This window comes from Streptomyces sp. NBC_01166, assembly GCF_045039765.1.
GTDB lineage: Bacteria > Actinomycetota > Actinomycetes > Streptomycetales > Streptomycetaceae > Streptomyces.
The window spans coordinates 48,263-72,311 of record NZ_CP108613.1; the positions used below are offsets into that span (position 1 = coordinate 48,263).

At 67.8% G+C, this 24,049-nt stretch carries 24 protein-coding genes and 7 pseudogenes; 9 read left to right on the forward strand and 22 right to left on the reverse strand.

The features are described from left to right. Window positions 1-138 precede the first annotated feature (138 nt). Window positions 139-388, reverse strand: a pseudogene (locus OG379_RS00230) (MFS transporter); the annotation flags it as partial. Between the two features lie 142 nt (window positions 389-530). Beyond that, window positions 531-754 (reverse strand): annotated as a pseudogene (locus OG379_RS00235) (GNAT family N-acetyltransferase); the annotation flags it as partial. Between OG379_RS00235 and OG379_RS00240 the strand changes: the two are divergent. After that, window positions 752-888, forward strand: a pseudogene (locus OG379_RS00240) (integrase); the annotation flags it as partial. The pseudogenes OG379_RS00235 and OG379_RS00240 overlap by 3 nt on opposite strands. Window positions 889-1,024: 136 nt before the next feature. Here the strand turns inward: OG379_RS00240 and OG379_RS00245 are convergent. From OG379_RS00245 to OG379_RS00270, 6 genes and pseudogenes are all read right to left on the reverse strand, one after another. After that, window positions 1,025-1,579 (reverse strand): hypothetical protein, encoded by a 555-nt coding sequence (locus OG379_RS00245; RefSeq protein WP_405657959.1) that lies wholly within the window; start codon window positions 1,577-1,579, stop codon window positions 1,025-1,027. Between the two features lie 1,220 nt (window positions 1,580-2,799). Continuing rightward, on the reverse strand, window positions 2,800-4,035 hold the full coding sequence (locus OG379_RS00250) for a serine hydrolase domain-containing protein (RefSeq protein WP_405668342.1): 1,236 nt from the start codon (window positions 4,033-4,035) through the stop codon (window positions 2,800-2,802). 136 nt (window positions 4,036-4,171) lie between these two features. After that, window positions 4,172-4,561 carry a DUF1048 domain-containing protein gene (locus OG379_RS00255; RefSeq protein WP_405657962.1) on the reverse strand — a complete coding sequence of 130 codons (390 nt, stop codon included), beginning with the start codon at window positions 4,559-4,561 and terminating at the stop codon, window positions 4,172-4,174. A gap of 2 nt (window positions 4,562-4,563) precedes the next feature. After that, window positions 4,564-4,893, reverse strand: coding sequence for a PadR family transcriptional regulator (locus OG379_RS00260; RefSeq protein ID WP_405657965.1), 330 nt, complete (start codon window positions 4,891-4,893; stop codon window positions 4,564-4,566). A 97-nt stretch (window positions 4,894-4,990) separates the two neighbouring features. Continuing rightward, window positions 4,991-5,268 (reverse strand): annotated as a pseudogene (locus OG379_RS00265) (ABC transporter); the annotation flags it as partial. 262 nt (window positions 5,269-5,530) lie between these two features. Next, window positions 5,531-6,109 carry a TetR/AcrR family transcriptional regulator gene (locus OG379_RS00270; protein WP_405657967.1) on the reverse strand — a complete coding sequence of 193 codons (579 nt, stop codon included), beginning with the start codon at window positions 6,107-6,109 and terminating at the stop codon, window positions 5,531-5,533. Window positions 6,110-6,177: 68 nt separating this feature from the next. On the opposite strand from OG379_RS00270, the gene OG379_RS00275 reads away from it, so the two are divergent. Further along, window positions 6,178-6,771, forward strand: a complete 594-nt coding sequence (locus OG379_RS00275) for a dihydrofolate reductase family protein (protein WP_405668344.1) — start codon at window positions 6,178-6,180, stop codon at window positions 6,769-6,771. 511 nt (window positions 6,772-7,282) lie between these two features. Here OG379_RS00275 and OG379_RS00280 read toward each other — a convergent pair. After that, window positions 7,283-7,504 carry a hypothetical protein gene (locus OG379_RS00280; protein ID WP_405657970.1) on the reverse strand — a complete coding sequence of 74 codons (222 nt, stop codon included), beginning with the start codon at window positions 7,502-7,504 and terminating at the stop codon, window positions 7,283-7,285. A gap of 169 nt (window positions 7,505-7,673) precedes the next feature. Next, window positions 7,674-8,399, reverse strand: coding sequence for a hypothetical protein (locus OG379_RS00285; RefSeq protein ID WP_405657973.1), 726 nt, complete (start codon window positions 8,397-8,399; stop codon window positions 7,674-7,676). Window positions 8,400-8,503: 104 nt separating this feature from the next. Between OG379_RS00285 and OG379_RS00290 the strand changes: the two genes are divergently transcribed. Both OG379_RS00290 and OG379_RS00295 read left to right on the forward strand, forming a co-directional pair. Further along, entirely contained in the window at window positions 8,504-9,136 is a 633-nt protein-coding gene (locus tag OG379_RS00290) for a TetR/AcrR family transcriptional regulator C-terminal domain-containing protein (RefSeq protein WP_405657976.1), read from the forward strand. A 362-nt stretch (window positions 9,137-9,498) separates the two neighbouring features. Beyond that, a pseudogene (locus OG379_RS00295) lies at window positions 9,499-9,671 on the forward strand (IS5/IS1182 family transposase); the annotation flags it as partial. A gap of 151 nt (window positions 9,672-9,822) precedes the next feature. Here the strand turns inward: OG379_RS00295 and OG379_RS00300 are convergent. The 4 genes from OG379_RS00300 to OG379_RS00315 form a co-directional block, all read right to left on the reverse strand. Continuing rightward, entirely contained in the window at window positions 9,823-10,161 is a 339-nt protein-coding gene (locus tag OG379_RS00300; RefSeq protein ID WP_405657979.1) for a MerR family transcriptional regulator, read from the reverse strand. Between the two features lie 967 nt (window positions 10,162-11,128). Beyond that, window positions 11,129-11,407 carry a hypothetical protein gene (locus OG379_RS00305; RefSeq protein ID WP_405657981.1) on the reverse strand — a complete coding sequence of 93 codons (279 nt, stop codon included), beginning with the start codon at window positions 11,405-11,407 and terminating at the stop codon, window positions 11,129-11,131. Further along, the gene (locus tag OG379_RS00310; protein WP_405657984.1) at window positions 11,386-12,102 is read right to left on the reverse strand and encodes a hypothetical protein; all 717 of its coding nucleotides are present in this window, start codon (window positions 12,100-12,102) and stop codon (window positions 11,386-11,388) included. The genes OG379_RS00305 and OG379_RS00310 overlap by 22 nt, the downstream gene beginning before the upstream one ends. A 711-nt stretch (window positions 12,103-12,813) precedes the next feature. Further along, window positions 12,814-13,671, reverse strand: a complete 858-nt coding sequence (locus OG379_RS00315; RefSeq protein WP_405657987.1) for a helix-turn-helix domain-containing protein — start codon at window positions 13,669-13,671, stop codon at window positions 12,814-12,816. A gap of 199 nt (window positions 13,672-13,870) precedes the next feature. Between OG379_RS00315 and OG379_RS00320 the strand changes: the two genes are divergently transcribed. The 5 genes from OG379_RS00320 (at window position 13,871) to OG379_RS00340 (ending at window position 19,436) form a co-directional block, all read left to right on the forward strand. After that, window positions 13,871-14,197 carry a carboxymuconolactone decarboxylase family protein gene (locus OG379_RS00320; RefSeq protein ID WP_405657989.1) on the forward strand — a complete coding sequence of 109 codons (327 nt, stop codon included), beginning with the start codon at window positions 13,871-13,873 and terminating at the stop codon, window positions 14,195-14,197. Window positions 14,198-14,345: 148 nt separating this feature from the next. Then, window positions 14,346-14,744, forward strand: coding sequence for a cupin domain-containing protein (locus OG379_RS00325; RefSeq protein WP_405657992.1), 399 nt, complete (start codon window positions 14,346-14,348; stop codon window positions 14,742-14,744). A gap of 157 nt (window positions 14,745-14,901) precedes the next feature. Continuing rightward, window positions 14,902-15,921, forward strand: a complete 1,020-nt coding sequence (locus OG379_RS00330; RefSeq protein WP_405657995.1) for a zinc-dependent alcohol dehydrogenase family protein — start codon at window positions 14,902-14,904, stop codon at window positions 15,919-15,921. Between the two features lie 2,678 nt (window positions 15,922-18,599). After that, window positions 18,600-18,809 carry a hypothetical protein gene (locus OG379_RS00335; protein ID WP_405657998.1) on the forward strand — a complete coding sequence of 70 codons (210 nt, stop codon included), beginning with the start codon at window positions 18,600-18,602 and terminating at the stop codon, window positions 18,807-18,809. Between the two features lie 186 nt (window positions 18,810-18,995). After that, window positions 18,996-19,436: a hypothetical protein gene (locus OG379_RS00340; protein ID WP_405658001.1), complete on the forward strand. Its 441-nt coding sequence runs from the start codon at window positions 18,996-18,998 to the stop codon at window positions 19,434-19,436. 54 nt (window positions 19,437-19,490) lie between these two features. On the opposite strand, the gene OG379_RS00345 is transcribed toward OG379_RS00340, so the two are convergent. From OG379_RS00345 to OG379_RS00380, 8 genes and pseudogenes are all read right to left on the reverse strand, one after another. Next, window positions 19,491-19,832 carry a DUF6233 domain-containing protein gene (locus tag OG379_RS00345; protein ID WP_405658004.1) on the reverse strand — a complete coding sequence of 114 codons (342 nt, stop codon included), beginning with the start codon at window positions 19,830-19,832 and terminating at the stop codon, window positions 19,491-19,493. A gap of 2 nt (window positions 19,833-19,834) precedes the next feature. Then, window positions 19,835-20,068 (reverse strand): hypothetical protein, encoded by a 234-nt coding sequence (locus tag OG379_RS00350; RefSeq protein WP_405658008.1) that lies wholly within the window; start codon window positions 20,066-20,068, stop codon window positions 19,835-19,837. Window positions 20,069-20,277: 209 nt separating this feature from the next. Next, the gene (locus OG379_RS00355; protein ID WP_405668346.1) at window positions 20,278-20,481 is read right to left on the reverse strand and encodes a cold-shock protein; all 204 of its coding nucleotides are present in this window, start codon (window positions 20,479-20,481) and stop codon (window positions 20,278-20,280) included. Between the two features lie 282 nt (window positions 20,482-20,763). Then, window positions 20,764-21,094, reverse strand: a pseudogene (locus OG379_RS00360) (transcriptional regulator); the annotation flags it as partial. A gap of 84 nt (window positions 21,095-21,178) precedes the next feature. After that, window positions 21,179-21,922 carry an SDR family oxidoreductase gene (locus OG379_RS00365; RefSeq protein ID WP_405658011.1) on the reverse strand — a complete coding sequence of 248 codons (744 nt, stop codon included), beginning with the start codon at window positions 21,920-21,922 and terminating at the stop codon, window positions 21,179-21,181. A 78-nt stretch (window positions 21,923-22,000) separates the two neighbouring features. Continuing rightward, window positions 22,001-23,110 (reverse strand): NADH:flavin oxidoreductase/NADH oxidase, encoded by a 1,110-nt coding sequence (locus OG379_RS00370; RefSeq protein ID WP_405658013.1) that lies wholly within the window; start codon window positions 23,108-23,110, stop codon window positions 22,001-22,003. A gap of 63 nt (window positions 23,111-23,173) precedes the next feature. Next, window positions 23,174-23,563: pseudogene (locus OG379_RS00375) on the reverse strand (SRPBCC family protein); the annotation flags it as partial. A gap of 45 nt (window positions 23,564-23,608) precedes the next feature. Further along, complete coding sequence (locus OG379_RS00380; protein ID WP_405658016.1) at window positions 23,609-24,010, reverse strand: RidA family protein; 402 nt, start codon at window positions 24,008-24,010, stop codon at window positions 23,609-23,611. Window positions 24,011-24,049: the final 39 nt, after the last annotated feature.

The following is a 24,049-nucleotide window of genomic DNA, read 5'->3' on the forward strand; positions in this document are numbered from 1 at the left end:
CGAACCAAGACACGCAGCCGTCCCCGCACCCAGCAAGACGGGGCGCTGCCGGTGTCTCCGTGTGATTGGGCGTAGCTGCTTCCTCGATCGCAAAGAAGGCGCCCGTGTAGACCTCGGCACAAGTGGAAGAAGGGGGTCCACGGCGATACCTGCCTGCACGCCGAGGACGACCAACAGTGCGATCGGCCCTCCGGCCTGGCCGCGCTCACGGAACAGCCGTATGTCCAGCAGAGAGGCGTCGAGCCGGTGAAGTTCCCAGGTGACGAAGCCGATGCCTGCGAGGAGGCCGGCACCGAGGCTGATCCGAGTAGCGGGGTCGGTCCAGACCGCGCTCGGAGCCTTCCTTCAGGGCGAAGATGAGGCCAACCACGGCGGCAGTGGAGACCAGCACCGACGGCAACGGCACCCCACGCAATGCACCCCGCCTCTGCGATGCACGGCGTCACCGCCCTGGACGCTAAACCGCCTTCCGAGGTCCTGAAGCGGGGAGCAGGTGCGCCAGTACGGCGGCCGCATTGAGCCGTTGATGCCTATCGGCGCTGCTCCCATTCGGTCCGGGTGTATTGATACTCGACTTCACGTGCTCGGATCCCTCGATCGCCTCCGGCCAACCCCCGGTGAAGCTTCGGACGAAAGACAGGCCCGTTTTCTCCATGACGCGACGCGAGCGGGTGCTGACGGCCATGGTGTTTGCGGTGACCCGATCGACCCCCAGTTCCGCGAACCCCTTGTGGCCCAAGGCCCGGGCCCCCTGCACGCCTACCTGCGCTGGCGCAACGCCAACGCCGCCACCAAGATGATGTCCTGGCGGCCGAACGCCGCGAACGCGCCCGAGTCCGCAGCGAGAAGGGCGTCCGCTGGGGCGGACGAGCGCGGATGGCAGCCTGATCACTCGCTGACATCCAAGGTCGCGTGGTCCGCGACTCCCAATTCAGACAGCACAGCCCGAAGCCGCCCCAGGACCGCGATCGCGTCCGAGCCCTCCGCGATCTCCTCCGAGCGCTGGGGCCGGTCCGGCCGAAGGTCAGTATCCGCCGTTGGTCTTGGGCGTAGTGGTGATCTTCTTGCCGTCGGGATCCACGACGAACCACTTGGCACCGAAAGCGTCGACGCCTTGCCCGTTGGCGTCCCCGGCCTTCTGATCGTCGGCGAACCGGTACAGCGGGTGCCCGTCGTACGTCACCTGCTCGGAGCCGTCGTCCCGCTTGGTGGTTTTGAGCAGATCCTTCTTCAGCCCCTTGCCCGCGGTGGGGGTCGACTTGACGGTGAAAGGCGGCCAAGCCGTGGCACAGTCGTCATTGCACTTCGACTTGTCCTTCGTGTCCTTCTCGAAGAGATAGAGCGTCCGCCCCTTCTCGTCGACCAGCATCTTGCCGAAGGTCCCGTCATTGACGTCGACCGCAGGAGTGCTCGACGAGGTCGCTGCCGGTACGACGTTGGTGTCCGGTGCCTCGGCGGCGCTGCGGGTCTCCGTGCCGCTGGCTCCGCCTTCGCCCTCGTCGTCCGAGCACCCCGCCGCCGCGCCGGCGACCAGCAGGGCTGCGACCAGCGTGCCGGCGGTCCTGACGTGCCGTTTCATAAGGGTCTCCTCGAGCGTCGACTGTCCTTCGGACAGCATGCGGCCCGTGATGTCGGCGCCGCTGAACCCAGCACACAGGAAGGTCGAACGACCGGCCAACGCGGAGGAGCTGATCGGCGTAAGGCCGGACAGGCCGCGGGTACACACTCCGCAGGCTGCCAGGCGGCAAACCGATCGTTGATCTCCGTACGTTGCTACGCACGGACGCGGCGGATCACTAGCTTCTGGCCGGTACCGAGGCTGCTTCGGACCGGTTTGCTGGGCAACTGCGGACGGTTGCGGCAGGCGGCCGCACGGCGGACTGCCGCAACGGTCCTCAGCTTCGAACACCATGCGGGCTCATCTCCCTCAAGCACTTCGACGCGCCTGCCCGGGGCCGCCAATCCCCTCAATGGGCGGTGCCCTACGGGACTGGCCACCGCAACACGTGCGTGCCGATGCCAGCGACTGCCTCGTGGTGGCGCGAGGACGCCGGCGCCGCGGGCGGGACGACGCCCTGGAAGAGAGAGAGCGGCAGGAGCGCTTCCCAGCCATGCAGTCGTATAGCGACGAATGCCGTCCCATCGCTGCGGACCTCCACGCCACGGATGTCGGTGGGCTGCCAATCGGCGCCGTTGTGGTCCATGGATCATGATGACGGGCCGGATCGCTCTTGCCCGGTTCTGACACGGCCACGCCCTGCTCGAGAGTCCCGGCGCCGGTATGGAGTTACAGACAGGTCCCGGATCTCGAATGAGCAGTCGGCCGCCAGGTCAGTAAGGGCGGTGTGTGCCTGGTGGATCGACTCCGAACTCCCCCGGCCTCGGTCGCGGTGCGTGGTGACCGCCGCCCCGGCCTGTCACCGAAGCGTCACTTCCCCTGCGCGCCTGCGGTCTCGTCGTCAGCGTGCGGGGCGCCTCTTCCTCCTGGGCCAGAGCGAAGTCGCCCCGGTCACGCGGGAGGTGCCTCGCGAGGCAGAGGCGGACCGAAACCGCCGTCCCCTCGTCCATGTCGGCTGAGAGGCATGTTGGGAGACAAGAGCTGGCTGACGCCCCTCCAGCCTTGCCCCACAACTCGCTGAACTCCTACATCAGCCCCGGCCCCGGCCGCCTCCGACACTCCGACTGATCTCTGTCACCCCGGGGCGGCGCCGCCGCATGCCTGCGCTGGTTGCGGCGGCCGTGTGTGCATCGCAGATAACACGCTCCCGCCGACGGACGGTCCTCGACCGGGTAGGCAGGTCAGTCGTCGAGTGCCTGGTAGAGGGTGGTCCAGAAGTCATGGATGGCCCGTGCCGAGTCCGGGGTGGACATTCCGGTCTGGGTGAGCAGGATGCCGACGAGCTGGTTGTGCGGGTCGGCGTAGGTTGTGGTGCCGGCTCCGCCGTCCCAGCCGAACTGGCCGACGGGTGCGTAGTCACCTCGGTAGGTGCGTACCGCCATCCCGAAGCCCCAGCCGCCGTGCTGTCCCTGGCCGTGTGACAGGTGGACGACGTTGCGGGCCCAGGTTTCCCGGGCGGCCAGCTGCTCGGGGGTGAGGCGGTTGGTGGTCATCAGCTCGACGGCAGGCCGGGACAGGATCCGCTCGGTGCCGTGCATCCCGTGGTTGAGCAGCATTCGGAAGTAGGCGTGGTAGTCGTCGGCGGTCGAGTCGAGTCCACCGCCACTGGAGGGAAATGCCGGAGGCTTGCTGTGGTGCCCCGCTTCGGCGGGGTCCTCCACGGTGAATCGTCCGGTCTGCGGATCGGGGGCGTACAGGGGCGGCAGCCGGTGGATTTTGTCTGCGGGCACGTGGAACCCGGTGTCCGTCATCCCGAGCGGTTCGAAGATGCGCTCGCGCAGGAACGCCTCGAACGGCCGGCCGGTGACCCTGGCCACCAGGACGCCGAGCAGGTCGTCGCTGACGTTGTACAGCCACCGCTGGCCGGGCTGGTACATCAGCGGAAGCGTGCCCAGGCGGCGCATCCACTCGTCCGGCTCCACCTGCGGCAGCAGCCATCCGTTCTCGCCGTAGACCTTCTGCCCGAAGTACGCGCCCATGAGCGGCGCGTTCATCGCAGTCATGTCCAGCCCGAGCCCACAGGTGGAGGTGAGCAGGTCCCGCACAGTGATCGGACGCAGCGCCGGGACGGTGTCCTCCAGCGGGCCGTCGGGCCGCTTGAGCACCTGCCGGTCGGCCAGTTCCGGCAGCCACTGATCTATCGGGTCGTCAAGCCGTACCCGGCACTCGTCCACCAGGACCATGGTCGCTGAGACCGCGACCGGCTTGGTCGTCGAGGCCATACGGAAGATGGTGTCGCGCCGCATCGGTTCGCCGCCGTCGTGCAGCATCGTCCCGATCGTTTCGACATGGGTGTCCTCACCCCGGCTGACCAGGGCGACGAGTCCTGGAATCTTCTTGGACTCCACATGCCGCTGCAGTACCTCGCGCAGTCGGCGCAGCCCTGCTTCGGAGAAGCCGTTGTTCCCGTTTCCCATCATGAATCTCCTTGGACGCAAGTGGTCGGTGCTGCGGGCATGCGGCGGCAGGCGGCCGGGCATGGCCCCGCGGCCGCGCGGTGCAGACAGGTGATGAACGTGGTGCTCGGCCCCCGGGGGAGGCACTGAGTTGTGATCAGACCGTCGTGTCCTGGCTTCCGGTCTCGTTGCCGGCTGCGCGCTCGATGTCGTCGGTCAGCTGCTTGCGGGCGCGGGCGGGGACGTAGCCGCCCTCCGTGTAGTTCTGGGCGAACGCGTCGACGAACGCCCCCGGGTCTTTCCCGACGATCTCGCGGATCGGTGTTCCGTCCGCTGCGGCCTGTTCGAAGAGGTCGGCGAGATCTTCGAACATGGCCGCAGTGCTGTCGCCGTCGTTCGGCACGAAGTGCATCAGGTGCCGCTCGATCGCCTCGACAGCGGTGCGGTAGTTGCCGGGAAGCTCCTTGACGCGTGCCTGGTATGCCTTCCAGCGCTTCTTGGGTCCGATCATCCTCGCGATGAACCCGGTCTTCTCGGCGTCGGACATCGTTACTTGCCCCCTTCGCGGAGCTGTTCCAGTCGTTCGGTGAGGAAGCTCCACGTCCCCCAGAACTCTTCGAGGTACTCGTGTCCCTGAGCGTTCAGGGAGTGCACCTTGCGCGGCGGCCCCTTCCCGGAAGGGACCTTCTCCACGTCGACCAGACCACGCTTCTCCATCCGCAGGAGCAACGCGTAGATGGTCCCCTCCGCGATGTCGGAGAAACCCTGCTCCCGCAGCCGCGCCGTGATCTCGTAGCCGTAGGCGGGCCGCCCGGACAGGGACGTCAGGATGATGCCCTCCAAGGTGCCCTTGAGCATCTCCGTCAGCAGCTTGGCCATGGAACACCTTCCCGCTACTTAGCGATGTTGAGTACCGGTACACAGTAATGCCGACTCCAGTACTTAGCAACACCGAATAGTTAGATCACCGCTATGCCGTGACACCGGTCGCGGCCCGCACAGCCCGCACGTCGGCGGCCAAATCGTGGCCGCCGACGTGCGGGTCGCCTGCGTCAGCGGTGATGAGCCTGGACGGGATCTCCACCGCGGCGGTCTCCCCTCGCCGTTCGGGCCGAGCAGGGCGAACACAGCCCCGGCCGGGATACGCAGATCGAGACCGTCGAAGACGGCCTCTTCCCCGTACTGCTTGCATAGGCCGACGGCGGCGACCGCGGTCGGCGGCAGGTGACCGTCGGGGCGTGTGCACGTGGGCATGACAGCTTCAGGCATATGGCCTCCTCTCGAAGGCTGGACGCAGGGAGGAAGTGGACCTCGGATTGCGTGAGGCTCGTGACTACACGTCAGCCGTGTCGCCCCGTAGAGCGGTGCCGAGGTCTTTTCCAACTGCACGTGAGCGGTTCACAGCCACGTTCTGTTGGTGAGATTTGACCTCACCTAGGCCGCTTCTTTCGAATCCAGGAGTGAGGTACATGCCGACGTCGGCCCGGTCCAGCCGAGCCAGCCCGGGGTCGGACGTCTATTCCGCAGCCACGATGCGCTCCACTGCGGCCGTCACCAGTTGTTCACGCTCCGCCTCCGTGAAGACGTCCGGCAGGGTGAGCTGTTCAACGATTAGCCAGTTCAGCGTCAGCATGAGCAGCTTGACCGCCGTGGCGTCGCCAGGAAGGCCGGAAGCCTCGTGATAGGCGACGTTGGCGTCAACATCGGCTCGGACTCGCTCAGTGAGGACCTTGCGTAGTTCGGGGCGGCGGGTTGCCTCAAGACGGAGTTCCAGCAGCGCGAGGTATCCGGTGCGGAAGGAGGCGATGCGGCCGACGAGCTCGCGCATCAGTTCTGCGTAGGCCTCCCGGTCGCGGTTTGCCGCCTGGTGGCGGGCGATCGTGGCCTCGTCGGGCTGAAGTCGCTCGTAAACCCGCGCGCCGGCCTGAGTGAACAGGTCGTCGCGGCTGGTGAAGTAGTTGGAGGCCGTGCCGGCGGGAACGGCGGCCTCGGCATCCACGGCCCGGAAAGTCAGGCCGCGTGCGCCTTCTCGGGCCAGCACCTCGATCGCCGCGTCCACGAGGGCCGCGCGCCGCTGGTCGTTCCGTCTCACCATTGACACCACTCCATATGTAGTACTACGTTTCAGCCACTACAAGTAGAGTACTACGCATGGGGAACGTTATGCGAAAGCTCGTGTACTACATCGGCATCTCGCTCGACGGCCGCATCGCCGGTCCCAGTGGTGAGTTTGACTTCTTTCCGCAGGGCGACGAGCAGCAGGCCGCCGCCTACTCGACCTGGGTAAACGCGCTGTACCCGGAGACCATCCCGACCGCTTACCGTGCGGCCGTCGGCGTCGCCGACGCACCCAACCGGCGGTTCGACACCGTGGTCATGGGCCAAGGCACCTACCGCCCAGCCCTCGACAACGGGATCACCAGTCCCTACGCGCACCTGCGCCAGTACGTCGTGTCCAGCACGCTCAAGCCGGGCACCGACCCAGCAGTCACCATCGTGCCGGGCGACCCGCTCGCCCTCGCCCGCGAACTCAAGAACGAAGCGGGCGCCAGCCTGGACATCTGGCTCTGCGGAGGCGGCCAGCTCGCGGGCACCCTACTGCCCGAGATCGACGAGCTGCTGATCAAGACGTATCCGGTCGTCGCCGGAACCGGAATCGCGGTAGTCGACGGTTCCTTCGACCCCACCGTCTTCGACGTTGCCGAGCGCACCGCCTTCCCTAACGGAGTCACCCTCACTCACCTCACCCGCCGCTAGGCGGTTTCGGCTCATACATGTAGGCCAGCGAGGGCGGCCGCGAGAACACCGCGACCCGCCCCACGGCTTCGTCAACCGGCGTCCGCGGCCGCCGCCACCTGTTCGGCGCGGGCGCGGGTGGCGGCCAGCCGGCGGGACATCAGGCCCGGCCCAACCCTTCCGGTCGTCGGCACAGAGGCAAACCGGAACTCCCCGGAGTTCACCGCATCTCGCCGAACGGCGGCACATCGGATTCGACCGCGTCCAGGCGGAGCCGTTCGTAGCGCAACGGGTGGCACCACACTCCATGGTGCTGTGACACGTCCCGCGCTGACCTCCGCGACGGGGACGGGGTCGACCAGGGCCGGTTCCAGGGGGTTCGGCTGTTTGGGAGGCGCCCTGTTCCGCGGAGGGGCGGTGTCGACATGTTGGGGAGGTGCTGGGGTTCTTGGCAGGGCAGCATTGAGGTGCTCCTGATGGAAGGGCAAATGCGCGCTGGCCAAGGCAGCTGAGCCGCCGTCGGCTCGGGGCTCTACGCCTTGTAAGGGTCCGCGTTCGGCCGCTTGGCGATCCGGTCGCCTACCGCGATCGTTTTCCAGAAGCGTCGGCCGACCCGGACCTTGACGGATGCACCGTCCACTAGGCGGACCTCGAGGAAGTGGTACATGTTCGAGCCGTCGAGCATGCCCCGGGACCTATGGGAGACGACCCCTTCCCAGGCATCGTCTCGTCCGGTGTCTTGTGATTTCGACATGCCGCCGAGCCTACGCGCCGCCACAGCAGCCCTGTAGGGCCTCGGATCCCGTCTTGCCCAGGACAAATGTCATGCCTCGAGGTCGGTCCGCTCGCGGAGCTGCCCGTTCCACCGGTTCTCGCCTGCAGCGCGAACGCCCGCTCCGTCTGGGGATCCGGCAATCGCGGGGTCAGGCCGACTGGGTGGTTTCCTGGGCGGCCGGGCGGGTGCGGAATGCGGCTGGGCGGGCCAGAAGGCAGACCGCGGAGCCCAGGACGTATCCGTAAACGGACACCAGGCCGTGGCCGTTGGCCTGGGCGAACCACATCACCAGGCCGAGTACGGGTACACCGGCCGCAAGGAGGGCCTCCGTGCGCTGCACCTTTTCCAGGCCCGTGCCCGCAGTGTGCAGTTCGCGCAGGACGCGGAGGAGGAGGGCCGCGGCAAGGGTGGCACCGAGGAGGTAGGTGGCGCCCGAACTGCCCGCGAAGTTGCGGGGGTCGGTGCTGTGGTGGCCGCCCGCGCCGAAGAGGGTGTCGATGTGCTCCGGCAGGAGGATCCCGGCGAGGAACAGGCCCAGAGTAATCGGGGCACCCCAGAACCGGTCGGCCAGGGCGGCGATGACGGCAAGCGTGGCGATGTTCCAGGCCCCGCCGAACAGGCCGCCGTTCTGCATGAACACCGAGGTCAGCACCCGCCACCAGCCCGAGCGGGCCGGGTCCGCGTCCAGGGCGTCCATCGCCCCGGACCAGCACACCTGGAGCACCACCCCGGCGAGTGCGAGGCCGGTCAATGCCACCGCGGTCCAGGGGATGCGCCGACCGCGCAGCGTGCCCTCACCGAGCAGGGCCAGTCCGCCCTTGAACATCAAAACCATCAGTGCCGCCGTGGTCACGTTGAAGACCAGTGCGTCCATCGCCACCACCCCCTTCGATCCCCGGTCGTGTGCTTCGGGGATGAGAGTAACCCGGCCCGCAGCAGAATTCAAACACTGTTAGAAAAGGGGGTTAGAGTGCTCCCATGAAGCTGACACGAGAGCGGATCATCGACGCGGGCATGGCCGAGTTCGCCGAGTCCGGGTACCACGGCCTGTCCATGCGCAAGGTTGCCCAGCGCCTGGACGCCCAGGCTGGCAGCCTCTATTACCACGTGCCGAACAAGGGCGCCCTGGTCCAGCTGATGGCGGACCGCGTCGCCTGCCGGGCCTACGACGCCGGCACCGCAGCGCTGTACGCTCTGGCCCCGGGTGCCGACTGGCAGGACCGGGTACAGGCCCAGCTCACCGCCCTCCGCGAGAGCATCCGCCGGCACCCCGGCGGTGCGGTCATGCTGGCCGACAGCCCCAAGGTGCTCAGCACCGGCGCCCTGTCCCTGATGGAACGGCTCCTGGAAACCCTGCACGAGGCCGGCATCCCCGCCGACCACGCCGCCATCGGCGCCGACACCCTCCTCAGCCACACCACCGGCTTCGTGCTCCAGGAACAGAGCCAGTCACCCACCATGGACATCAGCGCTGAGGAAGCCGCCACGATGCACGCGCGCTTCCCCCTCACCCTGGCCGCCGCCTCCGCCTTCACCGAGGACGACACGTTCCTCCACAGCGTGCGGCTCGTCTGCGCGGGCCTCGCCACCCTCACCGACGCGGCGCGATAGAACCGGGTTCAGCTCTCGGGGCGCAGCGGGGCCAGGGCGTCGGTGGTTGGGGACGTGGACTCGCTCCGCGCTGCACGTGATGTTCTTGGACCTGTCGGTGGGGACCCCGGCTATAGGGCAAGCCTCCTCTGGGAACAGGATCGCGCCGGGCTTCCCGGCGCGGGGTCATCGGACGGACGTCGAAGACGAGTTGATGGTTGGTCCCGTTTCCCAAAACCGTGTTGTGCCAGACGCTGCCGTTGCTGGGGTTCGACGAGGTGGAAACGCCCATCAGGTTGGATGTCACCGTGTTGCTGACGATGCGGAACTAGATCGACGCCGGCGGTCTCGGAGTTCATAATGATTCCGGTGTCACCGTTCCGCTCGACTCCAGCGAGCGGCTCGGCCGTCGCAGGTGGGTCACGCACCATGTCCTGGGTGACCGGCTACCACCGACTCAACCACCGCTACGAACGGAAACCAGGCAACTACCTGGCCTTTCTCGGACGGAGCCGCTCTCTGCTGCTTCGAACGGTTCCTCAGACTGACTATGTAGGACACGGTCTTAACTCTCACCCACACGGGCGTCGACATTCACCGCAGGAACGATTCGCTCTCGCCGGGACGCGACCGCCGTCTCGGCGGCGCGCTCCCGCCAGGATTCTTTCGAGGGAAGAACTCAGCGGGAGTTGCGTGTCCAACTCCGTTCAGACCGCGACCGCGGGGTTCTGCGAACTGGTGGTGCGCCGGTAGTCGGCATTGACGCGCCGGGCATCTTCGAGTTGGTCCTTGAGAATGATGATGCGGCAGGCCGCCTCGACGGGGGTGCCCTGGTCGACGAGTTCCCGGGCGCGGGCGGCGATGCGCAGTTGGTAGCGGGAGTAGCGGCGGTGGCCGCCTGGGGAGCGCAGGGGGGTGATGAGGCGGGCTTCGCCGATGGCGCGGAGGAAGCCTTGGGTGGTGTTGAGCATGTCGGCGGCCCGGCCCATGGTGTAGGCGGGGTAGTCGTCGTCGTCGAGACGGGTGTGCGGGGCGTCTGCTGCCATTGGCACCTTCCTGTGGAACGCGTGGAGGGGCCCCGGTGCGATGGCACCGGGGCCCCGAAGGAACTGCTACACCATCTGCCGGACCTGGTCCTGCGCCGGCTTTCTGTTTCCGCGAGCCCGACCTGATTGCTGTGGTCGGGGGTGCGGGGATCGCGGTTGCTTGACCGGAGACCACCTCACTATCGATGTCCTGCGGTACCCGGACTCGCGTGGCGTCCGGGCGATCCTGATGGCGCCTGGTTCCTCCGTTCATCCCTCTGGGATCCAACTACTACTGCTGGTACTGCCACCGCACTAATGAGGACTGCCCGTGCGGAACTACTACGGCGGCCCCTGATCACTGCGGGCCGCCCGGTCCGGTCGCCAGTCCCGTCGCCGTCCTGCACAAACCCTGGCTTCGAAACTCCGCCACCGCACCGTCCTGCGAACTGTGATGCGTACTACTCGGTGGCCTGAGACAGCGCCACGCTCTCCGGCAGCCAGCCCCGTCGCCCGTCCTGCGATCCGCTCTGGCTTAGAACCCCACTGCCGAACCTCCCGATGCGCGCGCCCGCAGCCGACGCCTTCACCGAGGTACCACTCACGTACTGCACTGCTACTGCGTTAACCGCGGTCCTGCTCATGGCGGCCCCTGATCACTGCGGGCCGCCCGGTCCGGTCGCCAGTCCCGTCGCCGTCCTGCACAAACCCTGGCTTCGAGACTCCGCCACCGCACCGTTCTGCGAACTGCAACTACCTGTACTGCGTGTACTGCTGCCAGGCAGTTCGTCTCTGCCCGACCCTGCTGTCCTTCTGGCTACGAGAGAAACCATAACCACACCACCACCCAATGTCTACTCCGCCCAGTACAGATTTTCACTCTCCTGCCAGAGAGGTAGTCGCCTTCCTCCAGCAGGGACCAGAGTTCGCTCCGTGTCCGGCGGCAGACGCCACAGGTGATCAGCCGGGGGCGCTCGGTTCTGTGCAGCTACTGCATCTCGCCGAACGGCAGGACATCGGCTTCGGTGGTGTCCAGGCGGAGCCGTTCGTAGCGCAGCGGGTGGCGCCATACGCCGTGGTCCTGTGACACGTCCGCGCTGAACTCCGCAACCAGCAGAGGCGCCACCAGGGCCGGTTCCAGTGGGGTGCGGCTGTTCCAGGACGCGGTGAACCGGACGCCGGTCCACGGGTGGTCCGGGCCGGCCGCGGTGAGCTGCTCGGCGACGTCTTGGGCCGGGCCGGGCTTCAGCGGGACGGTCTTCCCCACCAGCCGTAGGCGGCAGGTGGTGTCATAGCGGCCCAGCAGCAAGACCTGGGGGCGGCGCAGCGAGCTGGTGACGCCGCCGATGAGTGCTTCGGCGGTGTTCCTGCGGCGGACCTTGGTCCAGCCGCGCACGCCTGGCCGGTGCGGCCCGTCAGGCTCTTGACCACCACACCTTCGACGCCGGGGACATCGGTCCACTCGTACAGCCATTCCTCCGCGACCGCGGGGTCCGTGGTCGACGGGCACAGCGTCCACGGCGGCCCGAGCCGGTGGTCGGCGAACAGCGCCTCCAGGACCTCGCGGCGGCGCGCGAACGGCTCCCCCAGCAGCTCCTGGCCGTCGCTCTGCAAGACGTCGAACGCGATGAAATGGGCGGGCATCTCGGCCGCCAGGACTCGAGCATTGCGGCCGGCGGTCGCGCGGCGCTGCAAGGCGGTAAAGCTGAGCTGCCCGTGGTGGTCCAGGACGGCAAGCTCGCCATCGAGGACGAGACCGGCCGGGAGACTGCGCGCGGCGGCCGCAAGGTCGGGGAAGCGGTCCTGGACCAGCGCCCCGCGCCGCGTCTGCAACAGCACCGGATCACCCGCGCGGAGCGGGGTGAAGAGCAGCGCCCGGAACCCGTCGAACCTGGGCTGCACCGCCACCCCACCGGGGCCGGTACCAAGGGGCGGGAGCGTCTCACGGGCCTGCGCAAGCATCGGCTCCACAGGCGGCCTCAGGACCACACTGAGCTCCCTCCCGGGGTGGTCAGGCGCTTGGGTTCAGGAGTCGGGGTACGTGTCTCTCTGAAGCCTCCACCAGCTCCCGGCACAGCCCTCCGGGAAGGAGGGGAAGCGGTGCCCCGTCATGTATATGCACGTATATGCTCCAGCGGCGGACTGGACCGAAGTCGCACTCGTAGATCCCGCTCTCCGGCACAACCTCGCCCGGACGCCACGTCTGTTCCTCACCCATGTATCCGGTGTACGACGCCCCGGCGTGGGGCGCGACTTTGGGAGCCCGCCCGGCCTGCTGTGACCGGCCCGGGCGCTACGCCCCCAGACCACAGGCGCGGCCGGCCCCGCAGCTGGGGTGTAGCAACTGCCGCCAGGTCGCGCCGGCCCGCAGCCCCGCGACGCGACAGGGGTCGGCGCAGCGAGCCCCGGTGTAGCCCTGGAGCAGTTGAGGGCAGCAGGGGGCTCAGCGAGCGTTTCCGCCTCTCCGCTGTAATTGGAAGCGCCACTCGCTCGTGTGACGCAGCTGAGAGCAAGTCGGATCGTCTTGGCGTTGGCGTTCAGCAATCCTGCCACGAAATCGGCGCGCGTTCTCGGGCCGGACTGCCCTCAAATGGCTACCCGGCGCCAGGGTCGGGACGGCAGGAACAGCAGTAGCCGGGTCCTGAGGATGGCATGGGCCGCGAACACGGCAAGTCAGGTCGCCGAGGCGCCGAGGTGGGTGCTGGCGGCCCAGGAGGAGAGCAGGCGCAGGCCGTCGTGGCTTGGCGAGCCGATTTCGGCGGTCCACACGATGAGGCGCTGGTCGGGGTCGGTGCCGGCGGTGAGGGTGTCCCAGTCGAGGGTGAGGTCGCCGGCGACAGGGTGGTGGAGGGTCTTGGTTCCCACCGCTCCGGCGGTGACCTGGTGGCCGCCCCACCAGGTGCGGAAGTCGTCGTCGCGTACGGACAGCTCGCCGACCAAGGCAGCCAGGCGCGCGTCCTGGGAGTAGGCGGCGGCTTCCTTGCGCAGCATGCCGACGGTGGTGCGCGCGACGGTGTTCCAGTCGTCGTACAGGGTGCGCAGGGCGGGGTCGGTGAACATGATCCGCACGTAGTTGCGGTGCTTGTCGGGGAGCGCCGAGAAATCGGTGACCAGGGCGGCGGCGAGCGTGTTCCAGGCGAGGATGTCCATGCGCCGGCCGAGGACGATGGCGGGTGTGGTGGTGAGGTCGTCGAGCAGCCGCCGCAGCGCGGGCTGGATCTTCTGGACGCCGCGCCTGACGGGGGCGGTGTCCTTGGCCGCGAGTTCGAAGACGTAGTCCCGCTGGTCGTCGCCGAGGTGCAGGACGCCTACGAGGGCCTGCAGGACGGGCCCGGAGGGCGGGATGCGGCCCTGTTCGATGCGGGTGTAGTAGTCGGTGCTGATGGCAGCCAGCTGGGCGACTTCCTCTCGGCGCAGCCCCGGGACACGGCGTGGGCCGGTGTCGGGCAGGCCGACGGTGCGGGGGCTGAGCTCGCCGCGGCGGGCCTTGAGGAACTCGCCCAGCTCCTTGAGTGGGGCGTTGCTGGTCATACAGCCAGTCTGCACCGTGAACGCGGCCTGGTGAGGGGGAGAGATCCTTCCCAGGAAGGACCGTTCCCAGGATGTTTTCCTCCCCTTTTCGCATCATTGCTGCCGTGTGACGGTGGAAACCGAGGCCAACCGGACAGCCCGCGACAGGGCAGCCCACAAGGCCCCAACCACACCAACCCCCGCACCACAGGAGCCCCCCATGGCCGCCAAGCAGACCCCCTCGCAGCAGCTCGTCGGCGACATCACGCCGAAGCTGGCCGACCTGACCGACGACGTCCTGTTCGCTGACGTCTGGGAGCGCCCGGGGCTGTCCAAGCGCGACCGCAGCCTGGTCACCGTGACCGCTCTGACTGCGCTGTACCGCACCGACCAGCTCCGCTTCCACCTGCGGACCGCACTGGACAACGGCCTCACCAAGGACGAGCTGTCGGAAATGATCACGCACCTGGCCTTCTACGCCGGCTGGCCGAACGCCATGAGCGCCGCCACCGTCCTGAAGGAAATCGCCGCCGAATCCGGCAACTGACCGACCACGAACCTCCCCCCACTCCCGCGCCGAAGCCGCGCCGAAGCCGCGCCGCAGCGCGCCCGCAACACCCGCCGGGAGTGGGGCGGTCTCGCCCACACCGGCGCCTCCAGCCCTCCACAGCCCCCGAACACGAAACAGAGCATCCATGGACCACATCACCGAAACGCCCACCATCAAAGGCCCGGCCGATCGCTTCACCGGCGACGTCTACCTCAACATGCACCAGGCACCCACCGAGCCGGGCCGCCTGGCCGTCGGGCTGGTGCGCTTCACGCCCGGCGCCCGCACCAACTGGCACTCCCACGCCCTGGGCCAGACCCTCCACCTCACCGACGGCGTCGGCCTGGTCGGCACCCGCGACGGCACCATCGTCCGCGTCACTGCCGGGCAGACCATCACCTGCCCGGCAGGCCAGGAGCACTGGCACGGCGCCACCGGCACCACCTTCATGGCCCACATCGCCATGGTCGTCGGCGACGGCACCGGTGACGGCACCACCTGGCTCGAGCCCGTCACCGACGAGCAGTACGGACAGCCCTCCTGACCCTGGGTTCGGCAACTCCGCCATCCCTGCCACGTTCAGCAACACCGGTGGGCTCGGCACCAGCAGAGACGGCGGCGGGCAAGTCGCGGGCGGTCCCGTGCCTTCCCGGATTCCAACCGGCGCAGACAGCGCCAACGCACGACAAGGAGATCCACCCATGCGTGGAGTAGTGATGCACAAGGCCGGCGACGTCCGGGTCGAGGAGCGCGAGGACCCGAAGATCATCGAGCCGACCGACGCGATCGTGAAACTGACCGCGACCTGCATCTGCGGCTCCGACCTGTGGCCGTATCGCGGCATCGAGCCCGCCGACCACCAGGTCATGGGGCACGAGTACGTGGGCGTCGTCGAAGAGGTCGGCGACGACGTGAAGAACGTCAAGGTCGGCGACTTCGTCGTCGGGTCCTTCGTGATGTCCGACAACACCTGCGAGATCTGCCAGGACGGCTTCCAGTCCAAATGCGTGCACGCCGTGTTCGCCACGACGGTCGGCACCCAGGCGGAGAAAGCCCGCATCCCGCTGGCCGACGGCACCCTCGTCGCCACCCCGGGACAGCCCGGACCCGAGCTGATCCCCGCCCTGCTCGCCGCCTCCGACGTGCTCGGCACCGGCTGGTTCGCCGCCGACGCCGCGCAGGCAGGGCCCGGTAAGACGGTCGCGGTGGTCGGTGACGGCGCGGTCGGCCTGATGGCGATCCTCGCCGCGAAGGAGCTGGGCGCGGAGCGGATCATCGCGATGTCCCGCCACCCGGAACGGCAGAAGCTGGCCCGCTACTACGGCGCCACCGACATCGTCGAGGAACGCGGCGACGAAGGTGTCGCGAAGATCAAGGAACTCACGAACGGGCTCGGCGCGCACTCGGTCGTCGAGGCGGTCGGCACGCAGGAGTCGTTCATGCAGGCCGTCGGCGCCACCCGCGGCGGCGGACACCTCGGCTACGTCGGCGTGAACTACGACGTGAAGATCCCCGGCATCCAGCTGTTCTTCGCCGGCATCCACACCCTCGGCGGCCCCGCCCCCGTACGCCGGTTCCTGCCCGACCTGATCCAGCTCATCTGGAACCGCAAGATCGACCCCGGCAAGGTCTTCGACCTCACCCTGCCCCTCGACCAGGCCCTCGAGGGCTACAAAGCCATGGACGAACGCCGCGCCACAAAGGTCCTCCTCACCCTCTGACACACCTGCCCATAAGCCCCGGGGACCGCTCCGCACCACAGACGGCGAAGGAGCAACCCCCGGGCAGGCATCTGCCTGACCCACCCCAGGGCTTGAAGTCCGGCGGTGCCGCCCCGGAGCCCGGCCCGGAGCAGCGCGACGGGCTGGAGAAGAAGGCCAGCGCAGCGCTCTCGCTTCCCCGAGACCACGCCCGCCCACCAGCCACCACCCCACCCCCATAGCAAGGCAGCCAGGTAGAAGAGGGGAAGTCTGAGCACTCACCGGACGCAAAACCTGGTTTGACCTGCGAAGACGCGAGCGTCCCACTTGCAGTGGCGCAACAGCCTGTGCAGCTCCCGGTGCAACCCCAGGTGCAACACTCGGTGCGCCCTGGCCCCCGCGACGTCGGTGGGCCGGTCCGGAGCTCCCGCGACGGGGCAGGGAGGCGGTCGTGGTGCGCGCCCGATGTTGGAGGGGATGGTGGGCGCCCCGTTTGGCTTTGTTCACGAGAACGGGTTCTGGCTCAACTTCCGTGAAGGCGACCCGTCGCTCGGCGACGGAGGCCGGCCGTCCTGAAGAACCGGCAGGTTAACGGCTTACTCCGAGGCAGGCCATGGTCGAGGCCGGTACGAGTTCACAGAAGTTGTGCCAGAGCCCGAGTAGTGACGTCGTTTCGACGTGAGATTGAGAGTCGCACACTCACGCGCATAGCTGATGTACGTGACCTCCCAGGGCATGGGGGCGGCCATGGCCTGGGGGGCGATGGCGGTGAAGGCTGCGGTGGTCACGAACACGGCGGCGATCGCACGCTTGCGCAGACGCATCTGGACTCCTCGATCGACGGTCGGCCAGTGGGATTCGGCGGCCGGTACGCTGCTCGGACAGGCCGCCACAACTGGCTGCCATTCTCACTCTGTGCGAAGCCCCAAGCCAGGCTCGTCGGACGGGTCCGGCACTTCTCCATACGATCACCGCGAATGGCGGACTGCGTTCCGGACAGGCCCGACAACGAATGCGGTGACTCCCCAAACTCATTGACATTGATCATGCAGCAGCGTCACGAAGTGACTCCCGAAGTCGGGCTCTGGCACAACTTCTGTGAACTCGTACCGGCCTCGACCATGGCCTGCCTCGGAGTAAGCCGTTAACCTGCCGGTTCTTCAGGACGGCCGGCCTCCGTCGCCGAGCGACGGGTCGCCTTCACGGAAGTTGAGCCAGAACCCGAGCACGAACAGCACATGTACACCACTTCGGACGGCGCCTTCAATCGAACGCAGGAGTGCCGATGGAATTACCGGAACGCCCCGGCAACCCCTCTACGAGCGACCGAACCTGCTTTTCTTGACGGGCCGTTCAGGATCCAGAGCCTCTTGCTCGTACTCCAGCTCAGCGATCGTGATCCGCATGATCGCTGTCCGAGTGATGGGAAATCGGTAACTGTCCGGCCAAGTCTTGACGGCGAGCTCCACGATCCAGTTCCTGTCTGTGGCCCGAAACACTCGCCGCCCACATGCCTCAGCGTTCAGCTCTCCGTAACGGGAAGGAACGTAGGTGCGAGCAACCGCAGTGGCCTGAGCGACCGCCTGATCCGGGCCGCCGTCGCAGGGGATGGCCTGGAGCAGGCACAAACGCGCGTCCTCGCGGTAAAGCCCTTCGGGGCCCTCCACAAGAATCCACCAACCACTACGGCTACCCATGGCAGGTCCCGTGCTGAACAGCGGTCACAGACATCGCGAATGCTGCTGACTCAGTCGCTGAGGGATACCTGTCCGGTCGCACCAACGTCGACTGCTGCCGTTGGGTGGAGCTCGTCTGCCTCTCAACCAAGTGCTTCATGGTGGTGACCGTCGCAGGTCCGGGCGCCCCTTGGCAACAGTCGAACAGCAGCCGCCCGAGTGCCGTCCGAAGCGGTGTACATGTGCTGTTCGTGCTCGTGAACAAAGCCACCCGTTCGGCGTCTGGTCGCTGCGGCGCCCATCGGGCCGCCGCAGCTCCCCGGAGCCAGCGCAGCGCCGCCCACTTCCCCGAGACCACGCCCGCCCACCGCCCACACCCACCACCTATAGCCAGGCAGCCAGGTAGAAGAGGGGAAGTCTGAGCACTCACCACGGGAAAGCCGGGGCTTGACCTGCGGTTGTGCAGAGGCCCGCTCCGGTGAGGTGTCGGCCTTCCCGTCGGTCATTGTGTCGGTCATGGTGTCGGGCCCCACGCCGGCCGCGCATGGCGCTCGCTGCGTCCCTGCGCCGACGGACCTTCACCGGGCAGCACGCTGCGCAGCCGAGCGCGCGCGCTGCGGCGGCGGCCTCGAGGAGCAGGAGGGGCAGCAGCTCGGCAGCGCTGCGGTTGTTCGTGTGCCAGGGTGTCGGGGCCCGGAGCGGGAGGCTGCTGCCTGGCACCGGCGACGGGCTCCCGCTCCGGGCATCTGGCAGTCGTCCCGCCACGTCGACCACCTGCGCGTCACGCCACGAATTCGACAGCAATAGTTTCCAGCGGCCGGGGCGCCGCGGATTCTTCGTGGTGAGGCTGGACCCGCCTCTGACCTGCGGTGGTGAGTAGCTGGCCGGAAAACTCACCACGGCGGGTCAACCGCGAAAACCACAGCAGGTCAGCAGTGCTGACTGCGCAGATTGCGCAGTCGGGGCAGGTAAGCCTTGCGCGCCCGGCATGCTGCGAGCAGCCGAGAGTCGCACCCTGAAGAGATGAGCGCGCCGATCGTCATTCACCGCCTCTCCCCCACCGGCGGGCGCCGGGTCACCATCCGCGGGCAGATCGCCGGACTCGCCTACGACGACCAGGACGTCGTCGAGTTCCTGCGCCGGGCCGGGCTGCCGGACGCGGAGAAGCTGCTGGACCGGCCGGAGTGGGTCCAGTGGCGGAGCGGGCGGACGCATACGTACGTGGCGGCATGAGCGGTGTGAGTGCCGGTTCCTGGGACCCTCGGCGCTCGGTTTCCGCGTCGAGTCCTCAGCGGGGGACGTGGGAAGAATCGGGGCCGATCAGGCTCTCTCTCTGACCGGGTGGCGCGCCTGGCGCAACCTGTACGACGGATGTTCGTTGGTGCGTTGATCACGTTCGTCTTCCTCGGGAGTCTTCGCATGACGTCACCGTTCCTGCTCCGCAAGTCCGCCCTCGGGGCGGCCACCCTTGCCTTCGCCCTCACCTTCGGGGCCGCTTCGCCGGCCGCAGCCCAGAGCGCCCAGGTCACCCTCAATATCCAGGGCAGGGACTTCACGGGCACCATTCCCATCACCACCGGGCCGCGGCCCGTCTTCGACGGCACCCTCTGCGACGCAGGCTCCGACAGTTCGACGCCGATCACTGCCCTGGTCGACGCCGCCGACAAGTTCGAGTTCAACGTGCAGTCCCACTACGACGAAGCTCTCAAGGACTTCATCGTGACCGCGATCGACGTCGACGAGGCGGACAGCGCCCACCAGTGGAACATCTACGTCAACGACGCGCTGGTCACAAACGGCGGCTGCCACACAGCGGTAACCAGCGGCGACAAGATCAAATTCGCCTTGGAGTCCGTATAGGCGTCATCTGTCCCAGAACGTAGCGGGTGAGTGCGCTGCGCTGGGCCCGGCGGCTCAGCGCAGCAGTCCGGTGCCCGGCCGGCAGACCTCGCACGGCTCAATGTCCGGTTCCGCCAGGGCGATCATCGCGTCTTCCCGGGAGATGAGCCCCACTTGGTCGGGGTAGGTGGCGCAGCCGCCGCGGTGCAGCAGGGCCACCGAGGAGGAGCGTTGCGGCTGGATCTTCCACGACATCTCCGCCCGCGCCCGCGCCCGCTCCCGCTCCTGCGCTTCCTGGATCTGCAGTTCACGGACGCGGCGTTCGGTCTGTCCGAGCTGCCAGCGCAGCCACTCCAGAAGGGCCCGGTTTTTCTCCAGGTCGCTGATGATGCCGGAGTGCGGGGCGGCGTCAGGCATGGCTACACCTCGGGGCCGGCCGGGTCGTGGGCGTGTTTGAGGGCGGTGCGGGCTTCCACCCGGTTCCCGGAGAGCGTGCCCCAGTAGGGGTGGGTGATCACGAAGGTGGTCAGCTCCAGGATCCGCGCCCGGTACCCGGCCAGGCGCTCGGCCTCGTCAGGCGTGTAACCGGGGCTGTCCTCCTTCTCCGCCCGGTAGTCACTGTGCAGCTGCTTGTCCGACTTCCACCCGGGCAACGGCTCAGCCGACCAACGGCAGGGTCTGGGCGAACTGGTCACGCTCGGCCTGCACCTCATCGAGGGCGGCTTGGGCATCGAGGAGATCCTGGGGAAAGTCAAAGGCAGACACACCCCAATGCTACTGCTGTTCGAATTCTGGATGCGAGTGGCGCACCGCACCGGCCCCCTGGAAGCCCTGCCACCCGAATCGGATGGCAGGGCGCTGGCTACAAGGGACGGATCATTTCAGCTTGCGGGCCCCTCTGCCCCTGGGTGACCTCGAACTCCACCCGCTGGTTCTCTTCCAAGCTTCTGTATCCATTGGTCTGGATGGCTGAGAAGTGCACGAACACATCTGCGCCGCCATCGTCCTGACTGATGAAGCCGTACCCCTTGTCAGCGTTGAACCACTTCACAGTGCCTGTTGCCATCGGTCCCAGCCCTTTCATTCGATGCCACGGCGCGATCTCGACGCCCTGGCCGCAGCCCAACAGTGCCGACTCCGGCACTTGATCATTTCCTTCCGCCGTGACGAAATCCGCGATCCGCCCTGCACCTCACTCATGGGGATGAACCTTGCCGCGCCACGGCACCTGAGCCCGTTGCCGGTGCCTCGCAGCCGCCGAATCGAGGCGGGCGGGGTGGCGGCTACCATGCGAAACGCCCCTGTCCCCGGCAGGTCCAATGCCGGGGACAGGGGCGTTGTGGTCTTCTCAGGCGGCCCAGCCGATGGAGGAGACGTTGCTGTAGGCGTCGTACTCGGATCCGAGGTCCTCGATGATGATGTCCCAGATGGCATCGAGTTCGTCGACGTCGTCGTTCATCCAGGCGTCGACAGCGCGGTCCCAGATACCGCGCACGGTGATACTCCGGCTGGACAGGTCCCGCTGATGTTTGCCCTCCACGCGGGACTGGTCCACCGGGTTGATCTCGACACGGGTTCCGCGGCCGTCCCGGTTGAGCCGTTTCTTCAGGTCGGCGGCCACGTGGGCGGCGCCGCAGGTCCCAGTACGCGGCATCCGGCCGGGACCGGTTCGCCGTGTTCTCCTTGAGGTCAGGGCGATGGCGGGTGGGCTCGGCGCGGGCCGTCCCCGCCTTCGCAGGAGTCCTCGTTCGGGCCCGGCGGTGTTACCAGTTCTGGCGGGTGGGGGAGATGACGAGGTCGTTGACGGTGACGTCGGCGGGCTGGTCGAGTGCGTAGACGACGGCGTCGGCAATGGACTCGGGGCTGATGGCGATAGCGTTGAGCTCTTGGGCGGCCTTGCGTCCAGCGGGGTCGGTGACCTTGTCGGCCCATCCGGTGTCGATGACGCCGGGGCTAATGGTGGATGCCTTGATGCCCTCGCGGACGCCGAGTTCCTTGCGCATGGACTCGGTCATGGCCTGCACGAAAAACTTTGTCGCGCTGTAGACACCAGCGCCGTCTCCGACCTGGTGGCCGGCCACCGAGTCCATGTTGAGGATGTGGCCGGACTTCTGTCGGAGCATCACGGGCAGGACGGCGTGGACACCGTTGAGGTAGCCGCGGATGTTCACGTCGAGCATCCGGTTCCAGTCGTCGAGCGCGAGGTCCTTCCAGTACGAGAAGAGCATGAGGCCGGCGTTGTTGACGAGGACGTCGATACGCCCGTAGGTGGCGAGGGTGAAGTCGGCCAGTGCCTGCATGTCTGCGGTGTCGGTGACGTCGGTGAGGCGGGCGGCTGCCGTGCCGCCGGCCTTCTCGATGTCGGCGATCAGCTGGTCGAGGGCTTCCTGGCCGCGGGCGGCTGCGACGATCTTGGCGCCGCGGGTGGCGAGGGCCTTGGCGCTGACAGCGCCGATGCCGGAGGAGGCGCCCGTGATGACGACGACCTTGTCCTGCAAGTGGTTCATGGAGATCTCCCAGTGGGGTGGTTCGGGACGCCTTCCCTGGTGAGGGCAGCGCGGGCGGAGGCTGTACGGGCAGGGAGGTCAGCGCTTGCGGCGCTTGACGACGTAGGCGTACTGGTCCGGCCAGGTCGGCTCGGCATCGAGTGCGAGGGCGGCGTGCTGAGGCCAGTAGGGGTTGCGGAGCAGTTCGCGGCCGAGGAAGACGGCGTCGGCCTGCCCGCTGATGAGGATCTCCTCTGCCTGCCGCGGCTCGGTGATGATGCCGACCGCGGCAGTGGGGATGCCGGTGGCCTGGCGGGCCTGGGCGGCGAAGGGGACCTGGTAGCTGGGCGCTGCGACGATCTTGGCATCGCGGACCATGCCGCCGGTGGACACGTCGAGCAGGTCGACGCCGTGGGCGTGAAGTTCCTTGGCGAGGCGGACGGTGTCGTCCCCGGTCCAGCCCTCGCGGGTGTCCTCGGGGTTTTCGGTCAGCCAGTCGGTGGCCGAGGTGCGGAAGAAGACCGGCAGGTCCTCGGGCCACACGGCGCGCACTGCGTCGACTACCTCGAGGGCGAAGCGGATCCGGTTTTCGAAGCTGCCGCCGTAGGCGTCGGTGCGGTGGTTGGACGCCGGGGAGAGGAAGGAGTTGATCAGGTAGCCGTGGGCGCCGTGCACCTCGGCTACCTGAAAGCCGGCAGCCAGCGCGCGCCGCGCGGAGTCCGCGAAGTCGCCTACGAGGTGCTGAATCTCCTCCACGGTCAGCTCGTGCGGGACGGCCAGTCCGTCGTAGGCGACCGCACTCGGGGCGACGGGTTGCCAGCCGCCCTCGGACTCGGTCAGGTAGCGGTCGGACAACCAGGGCTTGTCCACCGAGGCCTTGCGGCCGGCGTGGGCGAGCTGGATGGCCGGGACGGCACCGTGGGCCTTGATGGCCGCGGTGATGCGGGTGAACGCCTTCTGCTGGCGGTCGTTCCACAGGCCCAGGTCCCAGGGGCTGATGCGCCCGTCGGGGCGTACGCCGGTGGCCTCGGCCATGACCAGACCGGCGCTACCGGCGGCGCGGGAGGCCAGGTGGGTGAGGTGGAAGTCTGTGGGCGCACCAGTGTCCGTGCCTTCGGAGGCGGCGGAGTACATGCACATCGGCGACATCCACACTCGGTTGGGTATCTGAAGGGACCGCAGGGTGAGGGGGGTGAACAGGGAACTCATGCGGGGGGTGCTTCTTTCGTGGTCGGTGATCGATGACAGCGAGGGGCCTACTGCCGTCGGAGGTCAGGCGATGATCGTGTGGAGGCCCGCAAGGGCGGGGGCGTAGGCCGCTTCGAGGAGCGTGGTGGCTTCCTGGGCGGTGGTTCCCTCGGCCGGGTCGAAGGTGGCGTGCCAGCTGAGGAAGGCGCCGCCGGTGTCGGCGACGGGCTGGACGTGCAGCGTCGAGCGATAGCCGCGGACCGGCAGCGGTGCCTCGACGATCTCGTAACTCAGCTTCCGGCCGTCGTCGTCCAGCGCCACGAGCCGTTCCCGGTAGATGCTGCCGTCCGCCCCGGTGAGGAGGCGGACCGCACCGGGCGTGAGCCCGTCGCCGCCCCCGACGATCTCGCTCGCCCGGATGGCGGGGCGCCAGTCGGGCAGGCCGTTGAATCGCCGGACGACAGCCCATGTCTCATCTGCGGAGCTGGTGAAGACCGAGCTCCAGTACGCCTGTGCTAATCAGGCGGGCAGACGGGTGTCGAGGACGAAGTTGGTCTCGATGAGTTGGCCGGGGAAGAACAGCGAGGCCACGCCGATGGTGCTGCTGGTGGGGCGGTGGTCGCCGAAGTAGGCCAGGTTGGCGGCCGCCATCGCGTTGTTGTACTTCGGCAGGTCCACGATGTACTGGGTCTCGGAGACGACCTGGTTGCGGGTGGCGCCGTAGTGGGCGAGGACCTGCTCGAAATTGGCGAAGACCTGCGCGCTCTGGGCGTCGAAGTCGCCCGGGTAGAGGAAGTTGCCCTCGTCGTCATGGGAGAGCTGGCCCGAGACATAGATCGTGTGGTCGACCTTGATGGCCTGGGCGAAGCCGAACTCGCGCTCGCCCGAGACGCCGTGGCTGTAGGAATCGATGGCAGTCAAGGCAGTTTGTCCTTCTGTGATAGGGGTTGCAGGTGGGGC